Annotated in this window: 19 protein-coding genes, 1 tRNA gene and 1 pseudogene; 10 read left to right on the forward strand and 11 right to left on the reverse strand. The window is 47.8% G+C overall.

Features of this window, described 5'->3' with window-relative positions; all coding sequences use genetic code 11:
• Window positions 1–145 precede the first annotated feature (145 nt).
• Window positions 146–2,869 carry a transporter substrate-binding protein gene (locus H6F93_RS33070; protein ID WP_199314345.1) on the reverse strand — a complete coding sequence of 908 codons (2,724 nt, stop codon included), beginning with the start codon at window positions 2,867–2,869 and terminating at the stop codon, window positions 146–148.
• Between the two features lie 438 nt (window positions 2,870–3,307).
• Between H6F93_RS33070 and H6F93_RS33075 the strand changes: the two genes are divergently transcribed.
• Window positions 3,308–3,664: a hypothetical protein gene (locus H6F93_RS33075; protein ID WP_199314346.1), complete on the forward strand. Its 357-nt coding sequence runs from the start codon at window positions 3,308–3,310 to the stop codon at window positions 3,662–3,664.
• 95 nt (window positions 3,665–3,759) lie between these two features.
• On the forward strand, window positions 3,760–3,897 hold the full coding sequence (locus H6F93_RS33080; protein WP_190690553.1) for a photosystem I reaction center subunit IX: 138 nt from the start codon (window positions 3,760–3,762) through the stop codon (window positions 3,895–3,897).
• A gap of 414 nt (window positions 3,898–4,311) precedes the next feature.
• On the opposite strand, the gene H6F93_RS33085 is transcribed toward H6F93_RS33080, so the two are convergent.
• The 3 genes from H6F93_RS33085 to H6F93_RS33095 form a co-directional block, all read right to left on the reverse strand.
• Window positions 4,312–4,632 carry a hypothetical protein gene (locus tag H6F93_RS33085; protein WP_190641039.1) on the reverse strand — a complete coding sequence of 107 codons (321 nt, stop codon included), beginning with the start codon at window positions 4,630–4,632 and terminating at the stop codon, window positions 4,312–4,314.
• A 430-nt stretch (window positions 4,633–5,062) separates the two neighbouring features.
• Window positions 5,063–5,974, reverse strand: a complete 912-nt coding sequence (locus H6F93_RS33090; protein WP_190690555.1) for a carbohydrate ABC transporter permease — start codon at window positions 5,972–5,974, stop codon at window positions 5,063–5,065.
• A gap of 29 nt (window positions 5,975–6,003) precedes the next feature.
• Window positions 6,004–7,251 carry a DUF3574 domain-containing protein gene (locus H6F93_RS33095; RefSeq protein ID WP_190690557.1) on the reverse strand — a complete coding sequence of 416 codons (1,248 nt, stop codon included), beginning with the start codon at window positions 7,249–7,251 and terminating at the stop codon, window positions 6,004–6,006.
• A gap of 229 nt (window positions 7,252–7,480) precedes the next feature.
• Between H6F93_RS33095 and H6F93_RS33100 the strand changes: the two genes are divergently transcribed.
• Window positions 7,481–8,530: a GDSL-type esterase/lipase family protein gene (locus H6F93_RS33100; RefSeq protein WP_190641042.1), complete on the forward strand. Its 1,050-nt coding sequence runs from the start codon at window positions 7,481–7,483 to the stop codon at window positions 8,528–8,530.
• Window positions 8,531–8,813: 283 nt separating this feature from the next.
• Window positions 8,814–10,241, forward strand: coding sequence for a LuxR C-terminal-related transcriptional regulator (locus H6F93_RS33105; RefSeq protein ID WP_347277395.1), 1,428 nt, complete (start codon window positions 8,814–8,816; stop codon window positions 10,239–10,241).
• A 242-nt stretch (window positions 10,242–10,483) separates the two neighbouring features.
• On the opposite strand, the gene H6F93_RS33110 is transcribed toward H6F93_RS33105, so the two are convergent.
• Complete coding sequence (locus H6F93_RS33110) at window positions 10,484–11,446, reverse strand: aldo/keto reductase (RefSeq protein WP_190690560.1); 963 nt, start codon at window positions 11,444–11,446, stop codon at window positions 10,484–10,486.
• An 892-nt stretch (window positions 11,447–12,338) separates the two neighbouring features.
• On the reverse strand, window positions 12,339–12,746 hold the full coding sequence (locus H6F93_RS33115) for a hypothetical protein (protein ID WP_190690563.1): 408 nt from the start codon (window positions 12,744–12,746) through the stop codon (window positions 12,339–12,341).
• A gap of 640 nt (window positions 12,747–13,386) precedes the next feature.
• On the opposite strand from H6F93_RS33115, the gene H6F93_RS33120 reads away from it, so the two are divergent.
• Genes H6F93_RS33120 through H6F93_RS33130 form a run of 3 tightly spaced genes read left to right on the forward strand, consistent with a single transcriptional unit; the run spans window position 13,387 to window position 15,210 of the window.
• On the forward strand, window positions 13,387–14,391 hold the full coding sequence (locus H6F93_RS33120; RefSeq protein ID WP_190641045.1) for a YdcF family protein: 1,005 nt from the start codon (window positions 13,387–13,389) through the stop codon (window positions 14,389–14,391).
• 7 nt (window positions 14,392–14,398) lie between these two features.
• Entirely contained in the window at window positions 14,399–14,752 is a 354-nt protein-coding gene (locus tag H6F93_RS33125; RefSeq protein ID WP_190690566.1) for a nucleotidyltransferase family protein, read from the forward strand.
• Window positions 14,734–15,210, forward strand: coding sequence for a ribonuclease toxin HepT-like protein (locus H6F93_RS33130; protein ID WP_190641047.1), 477 nt, complete (start codon window positions 14,734–14,736; stop codon window positions 15,208–15,210). The genes H6F93_RS33125 and H6F93_RS33130 overlap by 19 nt, the downstream gene beginning before the upstream one ends.
• A gap of 178 nt (window positions 15,211–15,388) precedes the next feature.
• On the opposite strand, the gene H6F93_RS33135 is transcribed toward H6F93_RS33130, so the two are convergent.
• The gene (locus tag H6F93_RS33135) at window positions 15,389–15,994 is read right to left on the reverse strand and encodes a peroxiredoxin (RefSeq protein WP_190641048.1); all 606 of its coding nucleotides are present in this window, start codon (window positions 15,992–15,994) and stop codon (window positions 15,389–15,391) included.
• Between the two features lie 455 nt (window positions 15,995–16,449).
• Here H6F93_RS33135 and glgX point away from each other — a divergent pair, with 455 nt between their 5' ends.
• The gene (glgX, locus tag H6F93_RS33140) at window positions 16,450–18,492 is read left to right on the forward strand and encodes a glycogen debranching enzyme GlgX (RefSeq protein ID WP_190690569.1); all 2,043 of its coding nucleotides are present in this window, start codon (window positions 16,450–16,452) and stop codon (window positions 18,490–18,492) included.
• 66 nt (window positions 18,493–18,558) lie between these two features.
• A tRNA-Arg gene (locus H6F93_RS33145) sits at window positions 18,559–18,632 on the forward strand.
• Between the two features lie 145 nt (window positions 18,633–18,777).
• Here H6F93_RS33145 and H6F93_RS33150 read toward each other — a convergent pair.
• From H6F93_RS33150 to H6F93_RS34435, 3 genes and pseudogenes are all read right to left on the reverse strand, one after another.
• Window positions 18,778–19,890, reverse strand: a complete 1,113-nt coding sequence (locus tag H6F93_RS33150; protein ID WP_190690572.1) for a GGDEF domain-containing protein — start codon at window positions 19,888–19,890, stop codon at window positions 18,778–18,780.
• 566 nt (window positions 19,891–20,456) lie between these two features.
• Window positions 20,457–22,232 (reverse strand): hypothetical protein, encoded by a 1,776-nt coding sequence (locus tag H6F93_RS33155; RefSeq protein WP_190690575.1) that lies wholly within the window; start codon window positions 22,230–22,232, stop codon window positions 20,457–20,459.
• Between the two features lie 440 nt (window positions 22,233–22,672).
• Window positions 22,673–22,765 (reverse strand): annotated as a pseudogene (locus tag H6F93_RS34435) (IS6 family transposase); the annotation flags it as partial.
• Window positions 22,766–23,050: 285 nt separating this feature from the next.
• On the opposite strand from H6F93_RS34435, the gene H6F93_RS33165 reads away from it, so the two are divergent.
• Entirely contained in the window at window positions 23,051–23,803 is a 753-nt protein-coding gene (locus tag H6F93_RS33165) for a Rad52/Rad22 family DNA repair protein (RefSeq protein WP_190690580.1), read from the forward strand.
• A gap of 506 nt (window positions 23,804–24,309) precedes the next feature.
• On the opposite strand, the gene H6F93_RS33175 is transcribed toward H6F93_RS33165, so the two are convergent.
• Window positions 24,310–24,717, reverse strand: coding sequence for a response regulator (locus tag H6F93_RS33175; RefSeq protein ID WP_190641089.1), 408 nt, complete (start codon window positions 24,715–24,717; stop codon window positions 24,310–24,312).
• Window positions 24,718–25,236 lie beyond the last annotated feature (519 nt).

Genomic DNA, 25,236 nt, shown 5'->3' on the forward strand with positions numbered 1-25,236 from the left:
AGAAAGCTGCTTGACTGGGTTAACTATCCAGGGGCGAGAAAAAGGTTCAACGTAGGGGCGCAGCATTCGGGCGAAGACCTTCCCTTGAGCTAAGAGGTTGTTTAGCGAAGGCTACGCCCTTTCGGAGGCTTGCTAATATCTAAAGTTATCTTCTGTCGCTTAGCTCAGCCGTTAGCGACATATTCTCCTTATCCTTGAGCTGTCTAACCGGGATCTCAATGAAGAATTCGGTTCCTCTCCCTGGGTTAGACGAATAATAGAGCCGTCCTTGATGTTTCTCGATCACAATCCGGTGGCTGATTGCTAAACCGAGTCCCGTTCCTTTGCCAATTGGTTTAGTTGTAAAGAAGGGGTCAAACAATCGTTGCTGAAAGATTTCTGGAATGCCTGGTCCGTTGTCGGCAATGCGAATAGAGACCCAGTCTGGATCATGCATTTGTGTCTGAATTTCGATCGCAGGTGAGGAATATTCGGCAGTCGTGGAGCGCTGATAGACTTCAGCACATTCTCCGACCATTTCTAGTGCATCAATCGCATTCACCAGCAGATTCATAAACACCTGATTCATCTGTCCGGCATAGCAGTCAATCAGCGGCAGGTCATCGTAGCGTTTAATAATTTTAATGCCTGCCGATTTTGCATCAGTTCTTAGACGGTTTTGCAAAATTAGAAGAGTATTGTCAATGCCTTCGTGAATATCGACGGGCTTCATTTCGGCTTCGTCTAGGCGAGAAAAGCTGCGAAGAGATAGCACGATTTGCCGAATGCGCTCTGACCCAACCCGCATAGAGGTCAAGATTTTAGGCAAATCTGTGACGAGAAAATCGAAATCGATTGTTTCTACTTCAGTTTGAATTTCGGGTACTGGGTTGGGATAGTGCTGTCGGTAAAGCTTAACCAGGTTGAGCAAATCTTGTGTGTAGTCGCTAGCGTGGTCAATATTGCCGTAAATGAAGCTGACGGGGTTGTTGATTTCGTGAGCAATTCCAGCTACGAGCTGCCCTAGGCTAGACATTTTTTCGGTTTGTACAAGCTGCGCCTGAGTTGCCTGGAGGTCATACAGCGCTTGCTGAAGCTGCTGTGCCTGAATCTGTGCTTGAAGTGCGGCGGTACGAGTCTGAGAATAAAGTTCTGCTTGGTCAATGGCGATCGCCAACTGATCCGCCACATCTCGCAGCAGTTCCACTTCATGGTCGCGCCAAGGACGAGCCTGCTTGACATGCTCACACACAATTACACCCAACCGACCCGACCGGGTTTGCACGACGACTGTTAAAAGCGACTTAAAGCCTAAGTTGGCAAGCTGGCTCCGACCCGTTGCATCAAGCCGAGTCGTAGTTGCAACATCATCAACCTGCAAAATGCTGGAGCGCAAAATGACTTCTCTTAAAACCTCACTATCCCTTACTGGATAATGAGCCAGATTGGGCAGCAAGTCTTGGTCGCAGGCTTCGTGGCTCAGATCAAATCGAGCAGGGTCAGTGTTGGGTAAGTACCAGAGAAATTTGCAGCGATCGATTTGCAGTAGGTTACGGATCTCAGTGACTGCGGTAGTCAGAATGGTATCTAACTCTAGAGAATTGCGGATCTGACTAGACAAACTGCGCTTGAATAGCTCTGCGCGTTGGGTTAACTTTTGCAGGCGATCGTTTGCCTCGATCAGTTCCCGTGATTTTTGCTCAAGCTGACAGTTATACAAAATAGCTTGAGCTGCCTCTGCCAACATATCTGTGACTAGCGTGGAGGCATCAAACTTAACGTCATCCATGCCCAGCCAAGGCTGCGGTTTGATCAGTTCGTCATCTACCTGCACCAGGTCAAACTGTCCATTTGGTCGTACCTTGCCAATTCGGCAGGGTTTCCAGAGGTGATGGTTTTGCTCCACTCGCACCATGCCACCAGGAGTTTGCATTGCTTGACCATAAGCCGCTAGCCGGACGTGATCGACCTCAAACGACTGTGCCTGCTCGACAGCCTGTTTCCATAGATAAACCTGAACATACGCTGACTCAACCGAGTCGCTTGTGACTCGATCTGCCCCGTAAGTTGCCTTGAAGTTTTTTACGAAGGTTTGATTTCTGAGGTTCTTCAGGCTCTGAAAGTAGCTATGGGCAGCGTAATGACCGACTGCTGACTCCACCCCAAGCTGTTGAATTTCTTCTTCGGTGACGCTTACGGCCAGAATGGGAATATCTTCAGCATCGATTCCTGCTTCGCGGTATTGCGGATAAAATCCCAGGTTGCTGTCAGTGTTAACCGTGCTAAAGACGACATCAGGCTTGGTTCGCTTGATGTTGGCGATAATTTGCCTGAAGTCCATGCCGCCGACTGGAACGTAATCTTCTCCCAGGACGGTGCCGCCCTGCTGCTTTAGCCTTGCCCGAATAATCTTACTGGCAGTTCGAGAAAAGACGATGTCAGACCCTACCAGGTAAAACCGCTTGCCCTTATTTTGCAGGAGCCACTGAACAGCTGGCTCGATCTGCTGATTGGGACAAACGGCAGTGTAGAAGATGCTTTTAGAACACTCCAGCCCTTCATACTGAACGGGATACCAGAGTAGGGCGTTTAGGCGCTCCAGAGTTGGCACGATGAACTTACGAACTGTGGAAGTCCAGCAACCAAAGATAGTAACGACCTGATCCTGTTCAATCAGCTTGCGGGCCTGTTGCTCAAAAATTACGGGTTCCGATGCACCGTCGGCAACAATCGGCTCGATTTGTTTCCCCAATACTCCGCCAGATTGATTGATTTCGGCGATCGCCATCATCTCTGCATCTTTCAGCGCAATTTCACCGATTGCCCAAGGGCCAGCGAGAGAATGGAGTATCCCGACTTTTACTGTAGAGCCTGCGATCGCGCTTATCACTGACGTTTTACCCTTTGGGTTCAAAGATAAATGCTGAGTTTCAAGTGTATTGAGTCAGATGATTCCCTGATTAGCGGATATGTGCCCACTTTAGCCTTCGTTCTGTTGAATTTCTGTGCAAACCGGCAATTCTTAAGAGATTGCAGGTGACTAAGCCCACTTTGCGGATGCGGTGGGTTTAGTTTTTGGCTAGATGCTTATCTTCTAGGGCAGCAATTTCAATGTCACCTCATCCACATCCCATAGACTACCCATGACGGAGCCTGCTCTTAACGTTTTTTAGACATACCTGCGGTTCAGGGGGAACATGATGAAGTTTGAGGTTAGCCTTGAAGCTTCGTAGATAAAGGTTTTAGCGAAATAAGAAGAGAAGCTTTGACTTTCGATGAAGCCGATCGCCAGCGGCTATGCTAGGTGAAACTCTAGTCTTTTTAATGAATGATTGATCTGAATCCACTGTTTGAATTTTCACGCACTAACTGTGTTGCTATCTGTGCAGTTCTGGTTCCAGCCAATCTGCTGGCGACCTCACAAACTCTGCTGCTGTTGTGGTTTCGTCGCCCTCTGAGGCAAGTGTGGCTGATGGCGGCGATCGCCAGCCTCTGTGCGCTGGTGATGGTGCTGCACGTCATGACCTGGCTCATCATCGGCGTGGTAATGATGCAGACTTTTATCTTGTTTGGCTTAGGGGCAATGTGTCTGTGTACCAATCTGGGGGCGATCGCCTATGCCAGCTATAGACGAGCCAAACCTCGCGGTAGTTTCTTTGCCAGCCGACCTTCGCCTTCTACCTAAAAACAGCATTTTCTCAGCCTTAAGTCAGATTAAATTTTGAGAGCTTCTTGCTAGGTTTAGTTGTCTGATCCTTTTGACAAACTGGAGAAGCTTAAATGGACGGAACAAAAGGTTTACTTCGTTATCTTTCTCTCGCTCCCGTATTGGCAACCATTACGCTGGTTGTAATTGCTGTACTGCTCAGCAACTTCATCTACTTCGTTCCCGATCGCCTATTCGTGCCTTCTCCTTAAGACTGGGTGATTTCTAGGAGAAATATTGCCGACGGGCAAGGTAACAAATCAGATCTTCCAAACATCTTGAATCTGAAAACAATTTTAAGCGTGGGGGACTGCCTCCACGCTTAAGTGTTTTGAGCATGACAACTCCCCTGACTCGTAGAGCGGGTTAGCGCGGTACAACCCTCAAGGCACTAGATTTTGTGCCTCAACCCAACCTTCGATGCTGATATTCTTAGCGTAGTACCGTTACGAGAAGCGTTATGGAAACCGATTGGATGAGTTTAACAATAGGGGGATTGGCTATCGCCCTGGTTATTGCTGCATTCTTGATGATGTTTACGACTGTCTTCACCACTCGCAAACGGTAAAAGCTTCCTGGAACTTGAGCAGGTTCAATCCATCCTATTTCTAGTTCAAGCTTCTAGTTCAAGGCAGTTCTTGACGGTGAACCTGAAACTCTTGCTCTAGAGAAGGAGTTTGCATGTCTTCCTGGGTCATTTCTTGAAGTTCAGACATTTGAGCTTGAAGTGCCTGAATTCGCTCTTGCAGTCGAGCCTTGATGCCGGATGGACCGGATGCAACGCAATCTCGGCAAGCTTCACCTTTAACAACGTCTTGGCGATCGTAAATGACTGCCAGCAAAAGCTGGTTGCCCCTAGTTCGAAGTGGGTAGGCTCGACGACCGCAGATTGTGCAGAAGACGGGTGCGTTGCCGATATATACACTTGGCTCCCAGACAATTTTCATTCACCACCTCTAGAGCATCCAATGCCTTCAGAATAATGGAAGGCTTTGGTAGATGTTCGCGACTTGTATAACAGCAAGGACGTGACGGTGCGTGACTTGCACATTGCACCTACAATTCCTGCCAACTTAACCTACAAAATATGGCAACTGCCGTATAAACCGCAATATTTCTCAATCTCCTTTGGGTATTCCGACGTGATGTTAGCTTTAAGCGTCTTCTGAATCACTTGAATCGGCAATCTAAGGAAAATGTTGGACAGTAGATTTGGACAGTAGATTTAAAAATAAAATTGCCCCACAGCTAGGGACCGCGAGGCAAAAGGACAGTTAAACGCTAAGTTCAGTGTGTTTGAGCTTTAAGTTGATTTGGCTGACCCATGTGACGATTTCTCCAGTGTCCATTCACCTGGATTAAAGTGGCACACTCGGGTCAACCTTTTACCCCACTGGCTGTCTCAGTCGGAACGATGTAGTTCTGCATCAGCACAAAAAACAGCAAGATTGGGGCAATTGAAATGACTGAACCTGCTGCAATCAAGCGCCAGTCGAGCGAGAACGCGCCTGCTAGCTTGGCAACTCCCAGCGGTAGCGTGTAGTATTCCTGCTGGTCGAGGATGATCAGGGGCCATAGGAAATCGCTCCAGGAACCGATAAACACGAAGATTGCTAGGGTCACCAAGGCTGGACGAATTGAGGGCAGCATGACAAACCACCAGATGCCCAATTCAGAGCAGCCATCAATTCGAGCGGCTTCTTCCAATTCTTTGGGTACGCCTTGAAAGGCTTGTCGCAGCAGGAAGATGCCAAAGGCAGAGGCGATCGCCGGAAAAATCAGCCCTAGATAGGTATTTCGCAAGCCAAGCTGCACGATCAGGATAAATAGCGGAATCATCACAACCTGAAACGGAATCAAGATGGTTGAGACAACCAGGCTAAAGATCAGGTCGCGCCCCCGAAACTCCAGTCGGGCCAGCGGGTAAGCTGCCAGCGAACAGAGCAGCAGATTTAGCCCCACGGTCAGGATCGCCACCAGAGTGCTGTTAAACAAATAGCGCCCAAACGGATTGGTTTGCCAGACGGTGACAAAGTTTTGCAAGGTTGGCTGGCTGGGCAGAAACCGGGGCGGAAACTGGAAAATATCTTCTGTGGGTGCCTTAAAGGCGGTGCTGGTGAGCCAGACCAGCGGCAATAGCATGACGATGGCGATCGCCCCCAGTGCCAGGTACGTCCAGGCGTACCTCCAGGCAAATGAATTGCGTCGCCGCTGCCACGCATTCAAATTTGAGGATTGCGAATGGGGTTTCGTTGCATTCACCACAAAGCGTCCTTGCTCATTTGTCATCCTAACGAGATGACTATTGTATGGCTTCTTCAGCGTTTCAGGGATAGAGTGTGGGTTCTGTTTTTCAGCAAGGTTCCGGTAACCAGAAGGGCAATCGCCAATAGTCCTAATCCCGCCCCAGGTTCAGGCACGTCGGTCGGCGATTCGGCATCAAAAGCAATTTCGATATCTTCGTCAACCACAATCAAAACACTTTCTTGATTAAACCGTTGGGTGTATGCGGTAATGATTTCGTCAATTGCCGCTTCACTTTCTACCGTGTCGTCTAACAGTAATCGGACAACTTTCGACCGTTCCTCAATGATGGTGCCGGTGCTGTCTTGAAATTGCCCATCTGCTTCAAATACCGTCAAGCCAGCCGGAAAACGAGCGGTAATCACTTCATCTAAAAAGGCTTGAAATTGCGCTTCGGATACCTCGCCACCACCCAGTATGTTGCGCCCGAAAAATAGGTCTGTTTGAATCAGTTCAGGAATAGGATCATTGTCAATGATGTTCTCACCTGTGTCAAAGCCAACCGCGATGTCTTCGTTAACTGCTAACAAAACGCTTTCTTGATTGAATCGTTGAATGTAAGCATTAATAATTTCGTCGATCGCTGCTTCATTTTCTACCGTATCGTCTAACAGTAATCGGACAACTTTTGACTGTTCTTCGATGATGGTACCGGTGCTGTCCTGAAACTGCCCCTCTGCTTCAAACACGGTTAAGCCAGCTGGGAAACGAGCGGTAATTACTTCATCTAAAAAAGTCTCGAATTGCGCTTCAGATACCTCACCACCACCCGGTATGTTGCGCCCAAAAAATAGATCCGCTTGGATAAATTCTGGTACTGGATCATTGTCAATCAAGTTTTCACCTGCTCCAAATCCAACTTTAAGTTCATCCTCATTGGTTGTTTGTAGTACGCTTTCCTGATCAAATTGCTTAGTGTAGGCAGTCACGATTTGGTTGATTTCGGCTTCAGTTTCAGCCGTATCTTCAACAAACAGAGTCACAACTTTAGAGGGTTCTTCAATCAGGGTTCCTGTGCTGCTCAAAAATTGTCCTTCAGAATCAAAAACAGTTAGCCCTTCTGGGAAAAGAGGGGTGATGACGGAATCCACAAAAGCTTGAAATTCTTCTTCCGAAACCTGCTCACCATTCGCAATGTTGCGTCCAAAAAACAGCTCCTTCTGAATCAAGGTAGAAGCCTCTGCTTTGGGAATTACTGCGATCGCAATCGATAGTGTGGCTGTGATTGCAGCAGTTCTAAACTTAGATAATCCATTCTTCATAAGGTTCAACTCCGGCTATTAATCAGAAGTAATGAAGTGATGAAACGTAATGAGAAAGGCGATCGCTTCTCTTCAAAACGAATTCTTTTACTACAGCCACAAGCCTAAGCAATTGATTTATCTCTGTCGGTGGGAGAAAGTCTGAAATAGTCAGAACTGCTTTAAAAAATTTCCTGATTGGGTTGGCGATCGCTGTCAAAAGAAAAGTGGACAGTGGAGTAGCCTACCCATGAGTGATCTTTGCCTGTTGGCTGTCAGCTTGTTGAATCAGGGACAGCTTCCGGGAACCCCTGAACTGCCGCAGCCGCTCGATTTTGAGGAGGCGATTAGCGCTCCGCGCAACTCCGCAGGAACCGCCCCCTCTCCCAACTGCCAGCCCACCCTGACCAAAGGCACGATTGCGGTTACAGAAACACATCAGCCCGAGTTCAGCCGCTCGGCATCAACGCGACCCTTAACGCGAGCCTATTCCCCGCTGCGATTTCTGCCGGAGTCGGCTCCACCCTTACCCCAGTTTCCTTACCCAGTTCCGATAGCGCCAGAGCTGATTCCAGAAACGCCACAGACTCGACCCCTTCGTACTGGACGACGCCCTAGCTCTGGAAGCCAACTTTATCAGCAGCGGTTAGCTGCCTTGAGCGCAGGTAGAACCTACACTCGATTACCAGTAGATAGCTTTTATGAAAGTTGGATTAATGCCACCCGGCAGCCGACTTATGAGCAGTGGACTAGCCTGCTAGGGCAAGAAGCACGGGCGATCGCCTACGGGCAGGGAAGCAATCGGTTGACCGTATTGGTGGGAGATTCTTTGCTGTTGTGGTATCCGCCAGAGCAGCTATCTGGCGATCGCCTCTGGCTCAATCAAGGCATTTCCGGTGACACTACCGCAGGCATTCTCAGGCGACTATCGGCATTTTCTCAAGCTCGACCCGACACCATTCACGTTATGGCAGGCATCAATGACCTGCGACAAGGGGCAACGGATGCGACCGTACTCAATAACCTGCGGCAAATCATGCGGCAGCTTCGGCAAAACCATCCCCACGCCCAGGTAATCGTTCACTCCATTCTGCCGACTCGTCTCGCAGCCCTGCCCACTGAGCGGATTTATCGTCTGAATCAGAACATAGCGGCGACCGCTCACCAGGAAAACGTCAACTATCTGGACTTACAGCCCGAATTCATCGGATCAGATGGCATTTTGCGGCGCGAATTGACCACCGATGGACTGCACCTGAGTCGCAGCGGTTACGCTGTGTTGCAGGCAGCGATTCGGTAAGTGGGGGTTGGGGATTAGGGGTTAGGGATTGCGTAAGAAGGTTGCTGTAGGGGCGAACAGCTGTTCGCCCTTCTGGTTGAGATGGGTCAATTCATATCTTTCTAACTCTTCAAGCTGTACTACAGGTCACTTTTCCCCCTGGCAGATTGCTCAATAATGGCTAGGAATCGGGGAAGTTTTCGGTAGAACGCAAGGACTGGAAGAAACTGTCCTTGGTCGCTCAGTTATTCATCATTGCTCAACCCCTAACCCCTAACCCCCGTTCTGCAATCCTGCTCCCTCTGTGCTGCTAGACTCAACTCGGCTGCTTTTTGATTTGCAACAGGTCAACCAGATTGTGGAGAGCTTTGCCAGTTGTCTGGCTCCTGAGGCGATCGCCCAAAAAGCTACAGCAGGTCTGGTTGAAAAGTTTGGCTGCGCCTTTGCCCGCATCTGGATCGTTGAGCCAGACCGTCAATCGTTGCGAATGATTGCCTCGGCAGGGCTTTATCCTCGCACCGATGGTTCTTTTGCTCGTGTGCCAATGGGAGCATTCAAAATTGGCAAAATTGCCCAAAACTGCATTCCCTTTCTCAGCAATCGGTTGGCAGAAGAGACCTGGGTGAAAGATCGAGAATGGGCGATCGCCAAAGGCATTTGCGGATTTGCTGGATATCCTCTGGTGATCAACGGACGAGTCATTGGCGTTTTGGCAGCATTTAGCTATCAGCCTATGCCTGCTGAATTTATCGAAGTGCTGCAACTGCTTTGCACGCCCATTGCCGTTGCGCTCGAAAATGCCTTGCTCTATCAGCGGGAAAAGCAAAATTGGCAAAGCCTCAGCCACTCCAGCACACCGCTTAGTCAAAGTCCACTCTCTGAGCAACTGGCAAACTTGCTGCAAGATGCCCGGTTTGTCTTAATGGGGACGGAACAGCAGCTTACTCCGGCAATCGCCCATCTGCTCCTGCAAGTGGCTGAACGTTTACGCACTTTGGGCTGTGCTTACTGCCGTCTCACCTATGCGGTGGACGAAACGGTGAGTTTGGAGGCAGTCATTCCGCGATCGCCCCACAATTCCGCTTGTCCAGCCCAACCCATTGCCTCAGTATTTGAAGAGTTTGCCTTTGCATTTACTTGCCTGGGTGGAATGCTGCAAATCCGCAAAGGAGAAAGACCAGGAGTGACTGAGTTATTCCTAAAAACTCCAAATCGCTCTCCATCCAGTCAATCAGCCGTTGGAGTGTGTTGTCAATCACCGTTGTTACAGATTGCCCTGACCCAAATGGCCTATCTGGCAGGGCTAACCGTTTGTCCTGATCTGGATGCATCCGTTCCGCTGTTGACTGACCAACCTGCGCGAGCGACCTCTCACCCTGCCGCTATTTGGATTGCTACGAGTACCCAACCCACTCCGCCAAATGTCAAGGCTAGAGTTGACTTGTCCATTTCACCTGAGCAACTGCAAGCGGCTGTAGAAGCGGTCAGTCAAGGTGAAACCTGGGGCGTTGATGCGGATCACTCAGATAAACAGTTTCTTTCGGGACGAGAACAGGAAATTTTAATGTTGTTGGCGCAGGGTTTGCGCGATCGCGACATTGCCAACAAACTCTACATCAGTGAACGCACCGTCAAATTCCATATTAATAATCTGATTACCAAACTCAATGCTAATACTCGCGTTCAGGCACTCCATGAAGCGATCCGTCAAGGTTGGGTTGCGTCTGCTTGATGGAATTTGTTCGTTCCCAAGCTGGAGTTTAGGAACTAGGAAAAACTAGGACTTGAGGTAGAACAAGAGGTTGAGTTCAGGGCTTACAGCAATTTCCACTTGTATAAATTACGAATCCCTGTAGAGGCGTTTCGCAAAACGCCCCTACGCTACTTATTACCCATCTGAAAGGGGCTGTAAGTCAATATCATTAGGCTTAAGCCCCTTGCTCGACAGGGCAGTGCGTAGCTTTGTGCGTAAGCTCAAGCCGCAAAATTCCACATGACGGGGTTATCGTCCAGATGGTCAGTAACAGTGCGACCGATCGCATCAATTTCTGCCAGGTCACTTTCTGAAAGCTGAATCTCAGCCGCTTTTGCATTTTGCACAGCTTGGTCAGAATTGCGTGCCCCAGCGATCGCATTCACTTGAGGTTGGGCGATCGTCCAGGCGAGAGCCAACTGAGCCATACTGCACTGGTTGCGATCGGCAATGGGACGCAGTTTTGCTAATGCCTGCTGTGCCCGCTGGTAATGCTCCCCCTGAAACAGCTTATTTTTATTGCGAATATCGCCCTCTTCAAACTGGTGATCTGCACCAAACTTACCTGTCAGCAAACCCTGTGCCAGAGGTGAGTAGGCAAGGATAGAAATATTATTCTCCACACAGCAGGGCATCGCATCTTGCTCAATGCCGCGCCAAAACAGATTGTAAGGGGGCTGAAGGCTGTCGATTCTACCGTACTGGGCAGCTTCGGCTAATTGAGCGCAAGAGAAGTTTGACACCCCGATCGCCCGAATTTTGCCCTGCTGTTTCAAGTCATTCAGCGCTTGCATCGTTTCCTCAATCGGGACGATTTCGCTGTTAAAGGCTCCTGCGGGCCAGTGAATTTGGTACAGGTCAATGTAGTCTGTCTTCAGATTTTTTAACGAGCCTTCACAAGCATCAAACACCTGCTGATATTTCAAATGATTTGCAAAGACTTTAGTTGCGATTACGGCGCGATCGCGCACTTCTGCAAGCGCCTGTCCCACAATTTGCTCGGAGTAGCCCTTGCCATACACCTCTGCAGTGTCAAACGTCGTAATTCCTGCATCAAAAGCTGCTCTCAAAGCTTGAATCACTTCTGCATCTTCAATGCCAACCCAACCGCTCTTGCCTGCCTGCCAGGTACCCACAATGATTGGGGTAATTTCGATTCCTGAGGTGCCAAGCAATCTTGCCATGCTGATTTCCTTATTTAACGGCTGACCCCATGCTCAAACATTCTGTCGGCATAGCCCAGATACTCAAGAAAGATTTTCGTCACTTGCAACTTTCCCAAACACTAGCCAAGCCGCTCCAAACATTGCTTAACTAGTCCCAAATACTACTCGACTAGTCTCAAACATTGCTCAACCAGTTTCAAACACTACTCGATTAGTTTCAAACACTGCTCGACTAGTTTCAAACACTGCTCGACTAGTCTCAGAATCTGCTCAAGCAGTATTTGAGTTAACTTGAGTAGTGCCAAGTATTGCTCAGCTAGTTTTAACTGCTGGCTGAGTAGTGTTTGAACTGGCTCCAGCAACTTCTAGAGACAGGTTGTGCTTGTTCCCGTTCACGCAGTCGGCAGCCCCTGCCAACATTGCCGCCTACGCATGAATTCCCCAGAACAATTTGAGAAAACGACCTGTCTCTTTTAAAGGGAACTTACACATTTGGACTCAACAAAATTAACTTGCTGTTTGAGTACAGTGAGTTTCGTCCCTCCTGTATTGTGTCCGTCAACTCTTTTGTAGTTGAGCAGAATGCAGAATTTTATTGACACAACGAAATCCCGCTGTTTTTAGATAGCAAAACAGTGAGGTGGGTGCGATCGCGCCCTAACATTACCTATCTGCATTCCGCCAATCAATTCAAATTTCCTAATGATTGTTCCGTGAGTATTTTTCAAGGAGCCGCAAATCAGATAATGGTATCTGGGGAAAAGAACTTGAATCACTTTGATCCCAACTACTTTGCAGGTGGGGTGAAAGCTAGCGTTATTCCCCAGATTAACGCTAGCTGAACTTTTGAAGTCATAGGCTTAAACCGCACAGACCTGCCGCAAAAGTGACCTATCCAACTGAATAGGATTCAGGCCGTTTCTGCGCTCACAAAGGAGACTGAAACCCTCTTTTCCAAAGGTAAATGCGCAACTCCTGACAAAGAGTTGTGCTGTGGCTGTACCAACTGAACTCTACTCTGCTTCTTTTGAATCAACTCTTTGATCGTGTTGACATATCGGTAATCATCGCTCTTGCTTGAATAGCGTTCTAGCTGATCCAGCGTAATTAAGTTTTGTTCTGCCAAACTCAGGACTTCCCAGGGCAACAAGGCATTTAGCTTCACACTCTCAACAAAATATTCGCAAGTCTCGCCCCGTTCGGTATTTAGTGCCGTTACCTGACTTTGAATCGTCTGTAAATCATGGTAATCAGCGCTTCTAGCGATCGCTCCGCTGGACTTGATGCGGCAAGCCAACCTGTAAAACGTGTCTTCCATGGTTAAAAATTAAGTATTTTACTTGACAAACCCATGACCGTAAGTAGGTAGACACGCCATGCGATCTAAGATAACACTAAGCAACACGATTGCAATACAAGCAAACAGTTTTTTCAAAAATTTTAGGTTTTCCAAATAAGCCTTCAGTTTTGCGGTTTTTGGCTCTGAATTAAAGTTTTAAGCCAAAGCTTATTTGCGTTAGAACGACCTTGAAATGCGGTTTTCAAGATTTTGTTAGTTAAAGATGTAAAGTCGATATCTGGAAGAGATCTAATTTCCAATTAAGTAATGAAAATGAATAATTCCATCTCTTCTTTAGTAGACGAACGGTCGTCTACATCGGCCAAAAGGCGTAAGTCCCTAAATTATTTAGTAGACGAACGGTCGTCTACATCGGCCAAAACGCTTAAATTCTTGAACTTTTGCTAAGCTCCTAGAACGGCTAGAGGAAGCTCTCCCTTAAGCCCCTTCTACGAATTTTTGATGAAGCCGAACTGAGGCGATCGCATCTCTTCACCAATTTGATTAAGATATGCAACGGAAATCTTTAGGGGTGCGAACGGAATCGATCTGCCTGCTGCAACCGTTTTCTACTGCGGCTGCTTGACTGACATCTACCCACTTCGATCCGGCTACCACTATGAATAAGAAAAAGGGTGCGATCGCCAATCAGCATCGCCTGACTCGTGCTGAAAATCCAGTTGCTCAGCCTCAGAACCGTACTCGGCGTTCAATTTCCAGCTTTTTAAGCTTTGGTGCGTTAACCCTAATTTTGGTCTATGCGGCTCAAAAGTGGTTTGCTAAAGCAGAAGTTACTCATTTTTGGACTCATCTCATCAGTTGGCCATTATTTAATTGGCTCACTCGCCCTTCCTGGGTTATTGCGCCACTGGTACTGACCATTGTTTTTCCACTATTGATCGACCTTCCTCGATACCCTGCTCAGGTTACGAAGCAAGTCGCAGCTATCCTGTGGGGACATCCGTTAAATTGGCAAGTTTGGCTCAGTCGAATTGCTGCGATCGCGCTTCTAGCCTATCTATTTCTCATTTCACCAACGCTGTCTTCTTTAACTACAGCCAGTTTGACTTGGTTTGTTCCATCTGACTCTGGTGCATTGGCTGATGCGATCGTTGTCTTAGGTCGGGGTGAAACCGCCAATGGGCAGCGCTATGAAGCCGCCGCACAGCTTTGGCAAGACCAGCGAGCCTCACAAATCTTCGTCACTTCGCAAGAGAATTTTATCCACACGGCAGAACTGTTGCAGCAAAGGCAAATCCCTACACAGATTCTCAGCGGCACTAACTGTGTTATGACAACTTATGATGAAGCCGTTTTAACCGCAGCAATTTTAGGTCCACAAGGGGTTGAACACATCATCTTAGTGACCGACCCGCCTCACATGTTGCGATCGCTCCTTACCTTTAGAGGCATGGGCTTCAGCGTCACACCTCACACTACACCACTTCCTGCTGCGATGAGTTCGGTGGAACGTTCCCTGCTGGCATTGCGAGAATATCCAGGACTATTGAGCTATGCACTTCTGGGCCGCTTTAACCAACAGTCCAGTAATTTGAAACAACCTCCTGCAAAAACATTGCAAGATATAGAACGGCGAAAATGCCAGCTCCCCAAGATAGAGTAGAGGAACTATGGTTCCCTTTGAGACAAATTTACTGGATGCAGCTTTAACTCGTCGTCGAGAAGACAACGAGGCACAGCGACTTGCAACAATAGAACAGGCAATCCACTGGTTAGAAACGGAGGGAGAGCAATATGGAATCAACGAGGCTTATCTGTTTGGTTCAGTAACTCGTCCCTATCGGTTCACCGATAACTCTGATGTAGATGTTGCAGTAGAGCAGTTCAACCCAGAAGATTTCTTTGTTGCAATGGCTGCACTGTCTGAAACATTGGAGCGCGACATAGATTTGGTAGACTTATCCAAATGCCATTTTGCCCATCGTATTCGTCAGCAGGGAATGGTATGGAGGCGAGAAACTTAGCAGTTTTCACGGCAGATATTACAGCTCAACAGCAAGCTATTGAGCGAGTATTTGCAATGTTAGAGCAGCGGGCGGAGGGGCTTAAGCCTGATTACCCTGAGCGCTTAGAGAGCGTTGCCTATCAGCTTCACAACTTCTATGGCGCGATCGAAGAGTTACTCAAGATCGTTGCAACTTATTTTGAAAATAACGTTTCAGACACAGCGCGATGGCATAGCCTGCTGTTACTGCGAATGACACAAGCGGTGGAGGGAGTTCGCCCTGCGGCTATCTCAACGGAGAGCTACGCCTTGCTGAATGCTTTGAGAGCGTTTCGACATTTTTTTCGTCATGCCTATGGCGTTCCAATTGATTTTGCTCAGCTTCAGAGCAATTTAACTAAGGCACAGCAGCTTAAACCGCTGCTTGACAGAGATTTGAAGTGTTTTTTGCAAGATCTTAGAGGCTTAAGCAATTGAAAGTTTCACTATTTACATCAAAAAAATGGAAGAGCTTAGCTCTTCCATTTTTTTTAACTTACAGCAATTTCCACTTGTATAAACCACAAACCTCTGTAGGGCGGTTCGCGAACCGCCCCTACGCTAGGGCTTACCCATCTGAAAATGGCTGTAAGTGACCCTAAAAACGTCTATACAGTTATACGGCTGCAAAGAAGTTTTTGGACTTAACGGGGTCGGGATTCATGGTTGCATCACCAGGCTTCCAACCAGCGGGGCAAACTTCATCGGGGTGAGATTGTACGTACTGAATCGCCTGCAGAGTCCGTAGCGTCTCATCAACACTCCGTCCAAACGAGAGGTTGTTGATGGTGGAGTGCTGAATTACACCATCTTTGTCGATGATGAACAGTCCACGTAGCGCGACTCCTGCTTCGGGCTCCAATACGTTGTAAGCGATGCTGATCTCTTTCTTGATATCAGAAACCAGAGGATAGTTGAGGTCGCCTACACCACCTGATTTGCGGTCGGTTTGAATCCAGGCAAGGTGAGAAAACTCACTGTCAACAGAAACACCCAATACCTCGGTGCCAATCTGCTTAAACTCATCAAAGCGATCGCTAAAAGCAGTGATTTCAGTGGGGCAAACAAAGGTAAAGTCGAGTGGGTAGAAAAACAATACGACATACTTGCCGCGATAGTCAGACAGCTTAATGGTCTTGAATTCTTGATCGACCACAGCGGTTGCAGTGAAGTCGGGTGCAGATTGACCGACCCGGAGGCATCCTTCTGTCTGATAAGTCATGAATTTACTCTCCTTAAAATGAACATGCGTCTACGTTCGTTTGTATCTTGTTCGTTTGTATAAGAAGCTAGTCAGACAGTCGCCCACTGGGCAACGACCGCTTTATTTACGAACTGTTACGACTATATCATAGTCATAACGATTTTGAGTAACAACGCCATCCTAGCAACCTCGAAAGGAAACGGTAAGACTTCACTGAAAACTATCAATTTTTTTGCTGTGCAAATTTATAGTGAATCCTGTAGCGATAGCAACCTGTAGAACAGGGAGTCGGTTTAAACTGCCAGTATCAAGATAGTTTAAGTCTGGGAAGCCTTTGGACTTCGTTGATCTTTGAAGCTGTTGGATCTGAGGATGCTTTGAGGCTAGAGTCTTCGGTTTTACACTTTAAGCATCTCTTGCCAGGCGATCTCAACCTTGCTGGTTTCGGGTGTTGGTCTATTAGTGATGTGGGCATGGGTGAATTAGATACGAGAGAATGGCTGCTGACAAATGGGCTGGGCAGCTTTGCCAGCGGGACAGTTTGCGATGCCCACACGCGCACTTATCATGGCTGGCTGGTTGCGGCACTCGACCCACCTGGACAGCGGACCCTGTTGCTGTCTCGGATTGACGCAACCCTTGAGCTACCGGGACGACGCTTTGACCTGGGCACCAATTTTTGGATGAGTGGGGCGATCGCCCCCTCAGGCTATCAACTGCTGCAATCTTTTCAGCTTGAGCCAGTGCCAACTTGGGTGTGGGGTCAAGCTGACTGGCAGCTTTCGCGTCAAATCATTCTGCCCCATGGGTTGCTGCCGCCTGAGCAGAATCTGGACCCCCCCTCGTTTCGCAATCAGGTGTTGATTCGCTATCGCTATCAGGGAGAAGAACCTGCGATAGTCAAGCTGCGTCCCCTGGTAGGCGATCGCAACTTTCACCACCAGCAACAAGAAGACCCCAACCTAAATTTCTCTCAACTGATTGAGCCACATCGCGTATTAATTCAGGCTTTGCGCCCTGACTGGGTAGGAACACCGTGGCAGCTTTGCTGGTCACACGGAACCTACCAGCCCAACGGCGTGTGGTACTGGAGCTACCGCTACACCGAGGAAACGAAACGGGGCTTGGGCGATTGTGAAGACCTCTACAGTCCTGGCTATTTGACGGTCGAGCTTCAACCTGAAGAGACGCTAACGCTGGCAGCCAGCGTTTGTTTACCTGACACGATTCAGTCTGCTGTCCAGCTAGATTCTCAGACCTTTGAGCGAACGATTCACGCAAAATACTATCGGCTCGATCACCATTTCAAAGAACTTTATCAAGATGCGATCACCACTTCTAAAGAGAAAGCTGCGCTCTGGCGGCAGCTTCTCCATGCGGGCGATCAATTCATTGCTTATCGTGCTTCGATTTCAGGTCCGACCGTGATTGCGGGCTACCACTGGTTTAACGACTGGGGACGCGATACGCTGATTGCGCTGCCCGGTTTGGCACTGGCAACGCGACGATTTTCTTTAGCACGAGGGCTACTCGAAACATTTGGGCATTATTGTGCAGACGGTCTAATTCCCAATGCGTTTCCCGATGCGGGGGCAAGACCTTTCTATAACAGCATTGACGCAGCCCTGTGGTGGATTGAAACGCTGGGCCTGTATCTAGAAGCTACTCAAGACTGGGATTTTCTGGCAAAGCAATATCCTATCGTGCGGCGCATCTACAAAGCTTTTGTAGCAGGCACTATACACAACATTCAGGTGGATGCGTTTGACAGTTTAGTGTCGTGGGAGGCTCCCGGTGTGGCGCTAACCTGGATGGATGCAGTAATAGATGGGCAGCCTGTTACACCTCGACAGGGCAAAGCTATCGAAATTAACGCGCTGTGGTATTCAGCCCTGTGCTGGGCCCACCAGTGGGCAGAACGTCTGCGCCAGGTATCAACCGCAGACTCGGTGAGCCTCACTAACCAGGCGAAGCGCTATGCTCAGCAGGCGGAGCAAGTCAAAGCCTCACTACAAAAGTTTTGGAATCCACATCAGGGCTATCTGTATGACGTGATCGAACCAACGGATCGCCCCGATCCTCAAATTCGTCCAAATGCGGTTATTGCGCTCTCGCTCTATCACTGCGGCTTTCCAGAACATCAGGGGCGGCGGGTGTTGCAGGTGGCTCGCGATCGCCTGCTCACCCCCTATGGTTTACGGTCACTTTCACCAACAGACAGAGACTATATTGGCAGGTATGAAGGCAATCTCTGGCAGCGCGATTGCGCCTACCATCGCGGCACCGTCTGGAGTTGGCTGATTGGTCCTTTCGTCCGGTCATGGCGCAGATTTTATGAGGCTGAACCGCTTCCCTTTAGCTGGGAGCCACTATTGGACCATTTCCAGCAGCAGGCTTGCCTTGGCTCGATTTCAGAAATCTTTGATGGTGATTCGCCGCACCAACCTCAAGGAGCGATCGCACAAGCCTGGTCAGTTGCTGAGCTAATTCGCCATTGGGATGAAATTCAACGTTAGAAGGTAGAGCTTTTTGTCAAACCCGCCTAACTGTCCTACATCTCTTGCTATCATTGCTATGAACTTGGGGCTGTGGCTCAGATGGATAGAGCAAGCGCCTCCTAAGCGCTAGGTCGGCGGTTCGAATCCGCCCAGTCCCGTCCAGGTTTTACAAGGGTTTGAGGCTCTACCAGCAGGGTTTTGTGGGAATTCTGAACCGATTCTTTTCTTTGAGTAATTTTACAAAAACAATTCCAGCAGAATTATCTTGTTTTCCTCTATCCAGAATTGTTGTTCCTGCAATCTTTACGTGCGTTTAATCCGTTTATTGGCATACATCTGTTGATCAGCTTGGATCATCATCTGTTCCAATGAAGTCTTTACATCGACCTGGCAAATAGCTAAACCAATACTCATGGATAGATGATAGGGATTCTTCCTTGTTTCGTTGAAGAGGGTTATATTCCGTTGCAAACGAGATACAACACCATCTTTTGCTCCACAGCTTGATACGAATACGGCAAATTCATCTCCGCCCAAGCGAGCTACTACATCTGATTCACGAAAGGTTTGTTTCAATACTTTAGCTGCGTCTATAATCAAGCGATCGCCCATTTCATGCCCTAACGTATCATTCACCCGCTTCAATCCATCCAGATCAATGAATAGCAGACAAACAGACGTATTGACGCGATGGGCTAGTTTAAGTTGTTGCTCCGCTAGTAGGAGAAAGCCACGTCGATTATTTAGCTTGGTTAGTTCATCTGTGATCGACAGTTGCTGAACGGCTTCTTCTGCTTTTTTTCGTTCTTTCACTTCTTCACGCAGTTGGGCGTTCGCAAATTCTAATTCAAGCGTGCGGTCTTTTACCCGTTGCTCAAGCTCGGCATATATTTGAACATTTTCTAACGCAACGGATGTTGTATCTGCTAATGCTTGGAGTAGCTCAACCTCTGATGCAGTGGGTTGATGACATTGCGCCCAGTACACCCCAATGGCTCCAATGGGAGCAAGGGCCCGAATGGGTACCATTGCTAAGCTCTTAACAAAAGTGGGTTGGTAAGCAGCAAAGGGAATCCGTTCATCTTCATAAACATCTTCAATAATGACGGGTTGACGGTTCTGCATCGTCCATCCCCCAATACAGATTTTCAGCGGAAACCGTTGCCCTTTCCACAGGGGTGCAATCGCATCTTCATCCGCATAAAAACATTGATCCTGGTCGCGCAAAACAAAACTGGCACCATCAGCATGAGTCAATTCGCGCGCGGCTACTTGCACAATCGTCATGATGGTTTCTAGGCTACGGGCAAGAGAAGGCTTTTGCACAACCGTAATTAGCCGTCTCATGGACTGTAAGTGCGATAGCGAATGCGGTTCAGCGACAGTTGGTTTAGTAGTTTGAATAGAGAGATTCATTGAAGGACCGGCTTACTCAGGATCAAGAGGCGCAGAGAAATAGCAGGCAGAAGAAGAGGATTTAGGCTATCTATCTTTAGATAGGCTTTGTAAGCTGAGTATAAAGACCCTAGTAGATTTGGGAATGCGGAATTTGCTGAGATTGAGTAGAAATTTCTATTAGAGTTAACTGTATATAAGCTTTTGCAGTTGAAGCTTCAAGCCACAAACTCTCAGAAATAGAACAACCATCTTTACATAAAATTGTTTCTAGCCCATTAGATTTCAGCAGACCCACAGCTTGCAGTAACTGTCAATTAGTGTTTACATCTATGAGATCTCACTACACTAATTGGGGTAAAGGTAGCACTCGGTAAATTCTCCTAAACGGGATAAAGAGTTGCCCCTTTTCACCACCGTCTTGCGCTTGAGATTTCAGAGCTAGACTCACAACGGGCCAGCCCGCACCAGCATTCTTGCGTTTTTAGCTCATAAAGATTGCCCCACTGTTAGATGATGCTCGTTCTCCTATCTTTTAACTTCCGTTTTTTTCCTCCTTCTTGCAGTCCCTCCGTTGGAGACTCACGTTAATTAGACGGAGACATCAGCAGATCAAATAATAGGTTGGGACGGAACGGTGGCTCTTTGAGTTGCGTTTGATTCTGCTTCAAAGGGAAAGTTCGATCGCCCACCACGAGCGGCTCAAATTGTCGAGATAATCGTTCTTCATGCGATCGCAGGAAAATGACGCGATCGCTGCCAACTTTTCCTGGCAACTCTCTTCGATCGAGCGCAACCTCTCGATCGATTTGTAGAAAATTATCCTCAAGTGCAATATACTCTTGCCAGTCATCATCTAACCGATACGCCTTCGGCTGAATCGATAGATTCGGATCTTCATCATTGATCCAGCTCAGCGGAAATTTGTAAATCAAGCTCAACAAACGCGGAAATCGGCTGTTGAAACTTTGCACTCGCTCTAGTCCTACTGGATCTTGATTGAAGTCAATTAAAATAATGCTTCTGCTGGTCATATCGGGGCAGAGTTGCGCAATATCTGTCCAAAATGTTCGCTGATACTGCGCGATCGCCACAAACTCTTGCTGAACTCTAAATCCACTCGCAATCAGCAGCGTAAAAAACAAGGCTAGCCCCACTGTAGCAATTGATTTTTTTCGGCTGTGGCTCACCGCAAACTGGATCGCACAGCAGGCGCAACCACACAAAATTGCAGCTCCAAAAGCAGCAGCAAGATGCACAAGCGAAGCTCTACCATTTACTAGATAAATGTTGTCCTCATCACCAGTGAGGGTGAGAACATACGCTAACACCAGCGCGACAAATCCGGTAGTCAGCAATCGCCACAGACTGGAAAACTGGCGCTGAAAATGCTTTGATGCTTCTTCAGTTGGTGGTCGCTTTGTCTGGTGATTCAGTCCCGAAAAATGCAAGCCGTAAGCAATTGCCAATAACAGCAAACTCAGTGGAATAATCCATTGTACCTCTAGAGCCATGAAAGCCTGAATGGGTTTCATGATAAAAGCAGCGATCGATACAACTGGTCCTGCTGTAATTGAAAGCAGCACCTGTAAGACACTATTCTTATCATCATTAATCTGAATCAGCCGACCGATACGCGATTCACCAACCAGTGTACGAAGCAGCAAAACAACGAGCATCAATGCGATTAGAATCGCAGCATGTCTAAATAACTCTTGCCGCGATCGCCCATTCCATTTCCAGGTCGGCTTCAGCAGTGGAGCAATCCAAAATAGCGGTAGAAATTTTTCATAGCAGAACAATGAAATAAAAATTAGTAAATATGAAAAAATGCGATTTCTTCTGTCACCTGATAAATATAAGTGTGAGGCAACCAGAAATAGGATAGATGCGGGTAAGATGCCAAAAGCGCTTGTCAGCCAAGCATGATTTGTATTGGCAGGAAATAAGGCGAAAGCCAAAGCGCTAGTGAGTGCAAAAAAAGCGTTTTGCGTCGTTCGCTGCATCAGCCTGTGAAACAATAAAACATGAACTAGATAAACGAAATAGGCAATTACATACATGGCGGGTAGACCACCGAATTGAACGCCTAAACGAGCAAACACATAAATCAGTCCGGTGTGCAGTGGTCGTCCTTCTTCGACTGCTATAACCTCAAAAATTGGCAGCCAATATTGCCAAACTTGCGTCCACTTCCACTGCATCATCAGCGGAACTCTGGTGAAATCTTCTCGATATATCGAAAACTGCTGAAAGTTCTGAAAGTAAGCAACCCAAATAATCAGCGCTAAAAGCAAAAAGACAAACCCGTTAAAAGCTTGTTGGCGATTTAGCACTTTAAGATTGAGCGGATATTTGGACATTATCTGATGCTCTGATGCAAGGAGTTTTCAATGCTGATGCGATCGATATGAACGTAACGCTAGTAGTCGAATTCGCACAATTTTGATTGCCCTTACTACTCTAGTAGAGCATCGACCCATTGCCTAGACGATTTGAAATCACATCTGAATTTGAAATCACATCTGAATTCTTGACAACTTTTGGTCTTTGTTGTACCAAATGTGTTGCAAAAGAGTTTTCTATTTTCGAAGACTGAGCAGCAGTGTTTTAGCAGAATTGCCCCCTATTTGTACCTTCTGTAGTTTGAGCGATCGCGTTAATCTAACTGCTGTTGTTTGCCACTAAAACTGATGGGACAGGCAATTGTTCAAGTTGATGCATTTACCGACAGTCCGTTTAGGAAAGATGCAGCTGTGATCTGCGTTTTGGCTGAGCCACAGTCGGATGAATAGATGCAAAAGAACGATCTAACTCCCATCATCGGTTTTACACTGCGCTTCACATTGCGATGGTCTTGCTCAATGACATGGTTCAAATACTGGTTCTGTCGTAATTCTGTCTCGGCTTTCAACGCTTCAACTACCCCTTCCACAACCAAGAGTAAGCTTGTAGCGCATGACGACGAACACCAAGGTTTAATTCTGAACGTGTCGCACGACTCTCTAAAAAGAGACTTAGACCAATGCTCTCCAGGCGTAAAAGCATTTTTTGCTGCACCATTCCATCAGGTTGCTGACAAAGGCTCTGCGGACGCTTACGTAAAAATGGCGCTTGAAAGTATTGCAATCGCTGTAGATGTTGTCTGGTGGTCCATCGCTTAATTTCTTAAAATTGAAGTATGAACCTCTCAGAAATTCTCCCCCAACTCAAAGCGTGGTTTCCCGCCGCAGACCACAAAGAACGCGACCTCCCAGGCGGTGGACGTTGGTACTACGTCCCCTGGCAATCGATTAGAGCGAGGCTGGATGAAGTGTGTCCTGATTGGCAGGTCAGTTACGGTGAGCCTATCTATCTGGACAAGTACTGCGTCATCTCCTGCACTATTACTATTTGCGGCGTAAGTAGGCAGGCAATCGGCAATGCCCCAATCGAGCTAATTAGCAGCAAGGGCAAGGATATGTCGCGTGGAACGCCTATTGAACGGGCGATCGCCGATGCCTTCAAAAATGCTGCTGAGGCTTTTGGCATTGCTGCCTACCTGGATGAACAGGTTGATGACAAGACCAAGGCTGACTTTGTTCGCTATATGCAGAAGCATGGCAACGGTAAGGCAGTAGTTAACTATCAGGAAAACCAACGCCTAGAGCGAGGTGAGCCGCCTGCGCCAAAACGTGTTGACCCTCCCAGGCGTCCCTTTGGACAGCCCGCACCCAGCACCAAGTCTGTCATCACAGAATCGCAGCGCAAGCGGTTGTGGGCGATCGCCACTAACAATGGCGGATACACCGAGGCTGGCTTTAAGCGACTGATTGAGGGGTGTGGCTTTGCCAGCTCCAGGTCAATCACGGTCGATAAGTACAGCGAGATTTGCTTGAGGGCTAGCGACCCTGGCACGGCAGCTATTTACAACCAGGAGTCACAAGCCTCATAGTGCACGCAGGCTTCTTTTGTATCACATCAACCAGCGGGAACTATTTAGCGTCCCGCTGGTTTTTTGTATGCTGTCCTCCATATCTCTTGAAGTCCTCCTCAATGCTGTCGATCGCCTCCTCATACTGCCCCACCTCAGAAGCCTTTAGATACTTAGATTTCTTCCCACCAAACTGGGCTTTACGGCTCCTTAACTGCCATATGCATGGTCAGTTCTGGCAGTTCCAGACGGCTTTGACTGAGCAATCCAGCAACACATCGTCCTGTGCTCTAATCCCTGCCTGCTACGACTGGAGGGAGGTGAGTTTTTCGAGCAATGCTTGGTATCCGTTCATTTTTTGATGCGTGTGCAATCTAGAACTGTTTTAGCAATTTGCTCACGAATCAACAATGACTTTCAGCCCAGCTTCGCCATCGGGCTGAAAGTCATTGCTCTCCCGCTTGCGAAGCCATTCCCGTGAAAGATTGACCGTTTGACCAACTTTACCCAACGATTGTTTGCTGCCATCAAATTCTACTGGCAGCCATTTCCAGCACAGCTTGTAGTAACACATCTTGCTCAACAGGCTTAGCCAAATGCTGCTGGTAACCTGCCGCAAACGCTTGCTCTCGATCTGATTCTCTAACATTAGCTGTTAGGGCGATCGCTGGCACCTGCCCTCCTTGCTCAACTGTCAAGGCTCTAACTCGACGGATTAACATGTAACCATCTTCGCCAGGCATACTCACGTCACTAACTAAAACGTCTGGTCGCCATTCCAGAACTGATTGGAATGCATAATCAGCAGAGATAACTGCTGCTACCTCTGCACCGTAAACCTCGAATAGGAAAGCGAGAAATTGGAGATTATCAACATCATCATCTACGAGCAGCACCTTCAAACCATCCAGCCTAAGATCAGCATCGGAGGACATGGATCAGAAACCTTAATGAAATTTGTAGGGGAAATTTGATATTCCCACAAAAAGCTTTGCTTTTCGTTGTTTTGCTCAACCAACTGAAGGGAAGCAACTTCTCCAAGGTTAAGCCGATCACTTTGCAGGAATGACAGAATCTCGTGCTCTGCACTTTTCGATGTCCAGCCAGTACTCAGGATTGGCAGTATTGGGCGATCGCCCTCTGATAGGCCCTCCAACACCGCTCTAACTTGCTCTGCTGTTACTGCACTACCTCAAGTTCGGAGATGTCCCTGTCTTACCTCGTTTCATACCTTGATTCAGCACATTCAACTTCTAGCTGAAAAGAGGGCTGTAGTCAAAACCACAGCCCTCTCTCTATTTAAACAACAGTACCTGGACTATTCGGCTTAGCCTAAGAAGATAAACACGTTAGGGTTGTTGAGATAGCCTGAAGCGTTGTTGACAAATTGAGTCGAGACATCCTGGAACACGGCAACCACATCACTCTTATCTTGCTCAGAACCAATGTAAGTC

Source organism: Leptolyngbya sp. FACHB-671 (assembly GCF_014695745.1).
Lineage (GTDB): Bacteria > Cyanobacteriota > Cyanobacteriia > Elainellales > Elainellaceae > JAAUTN01.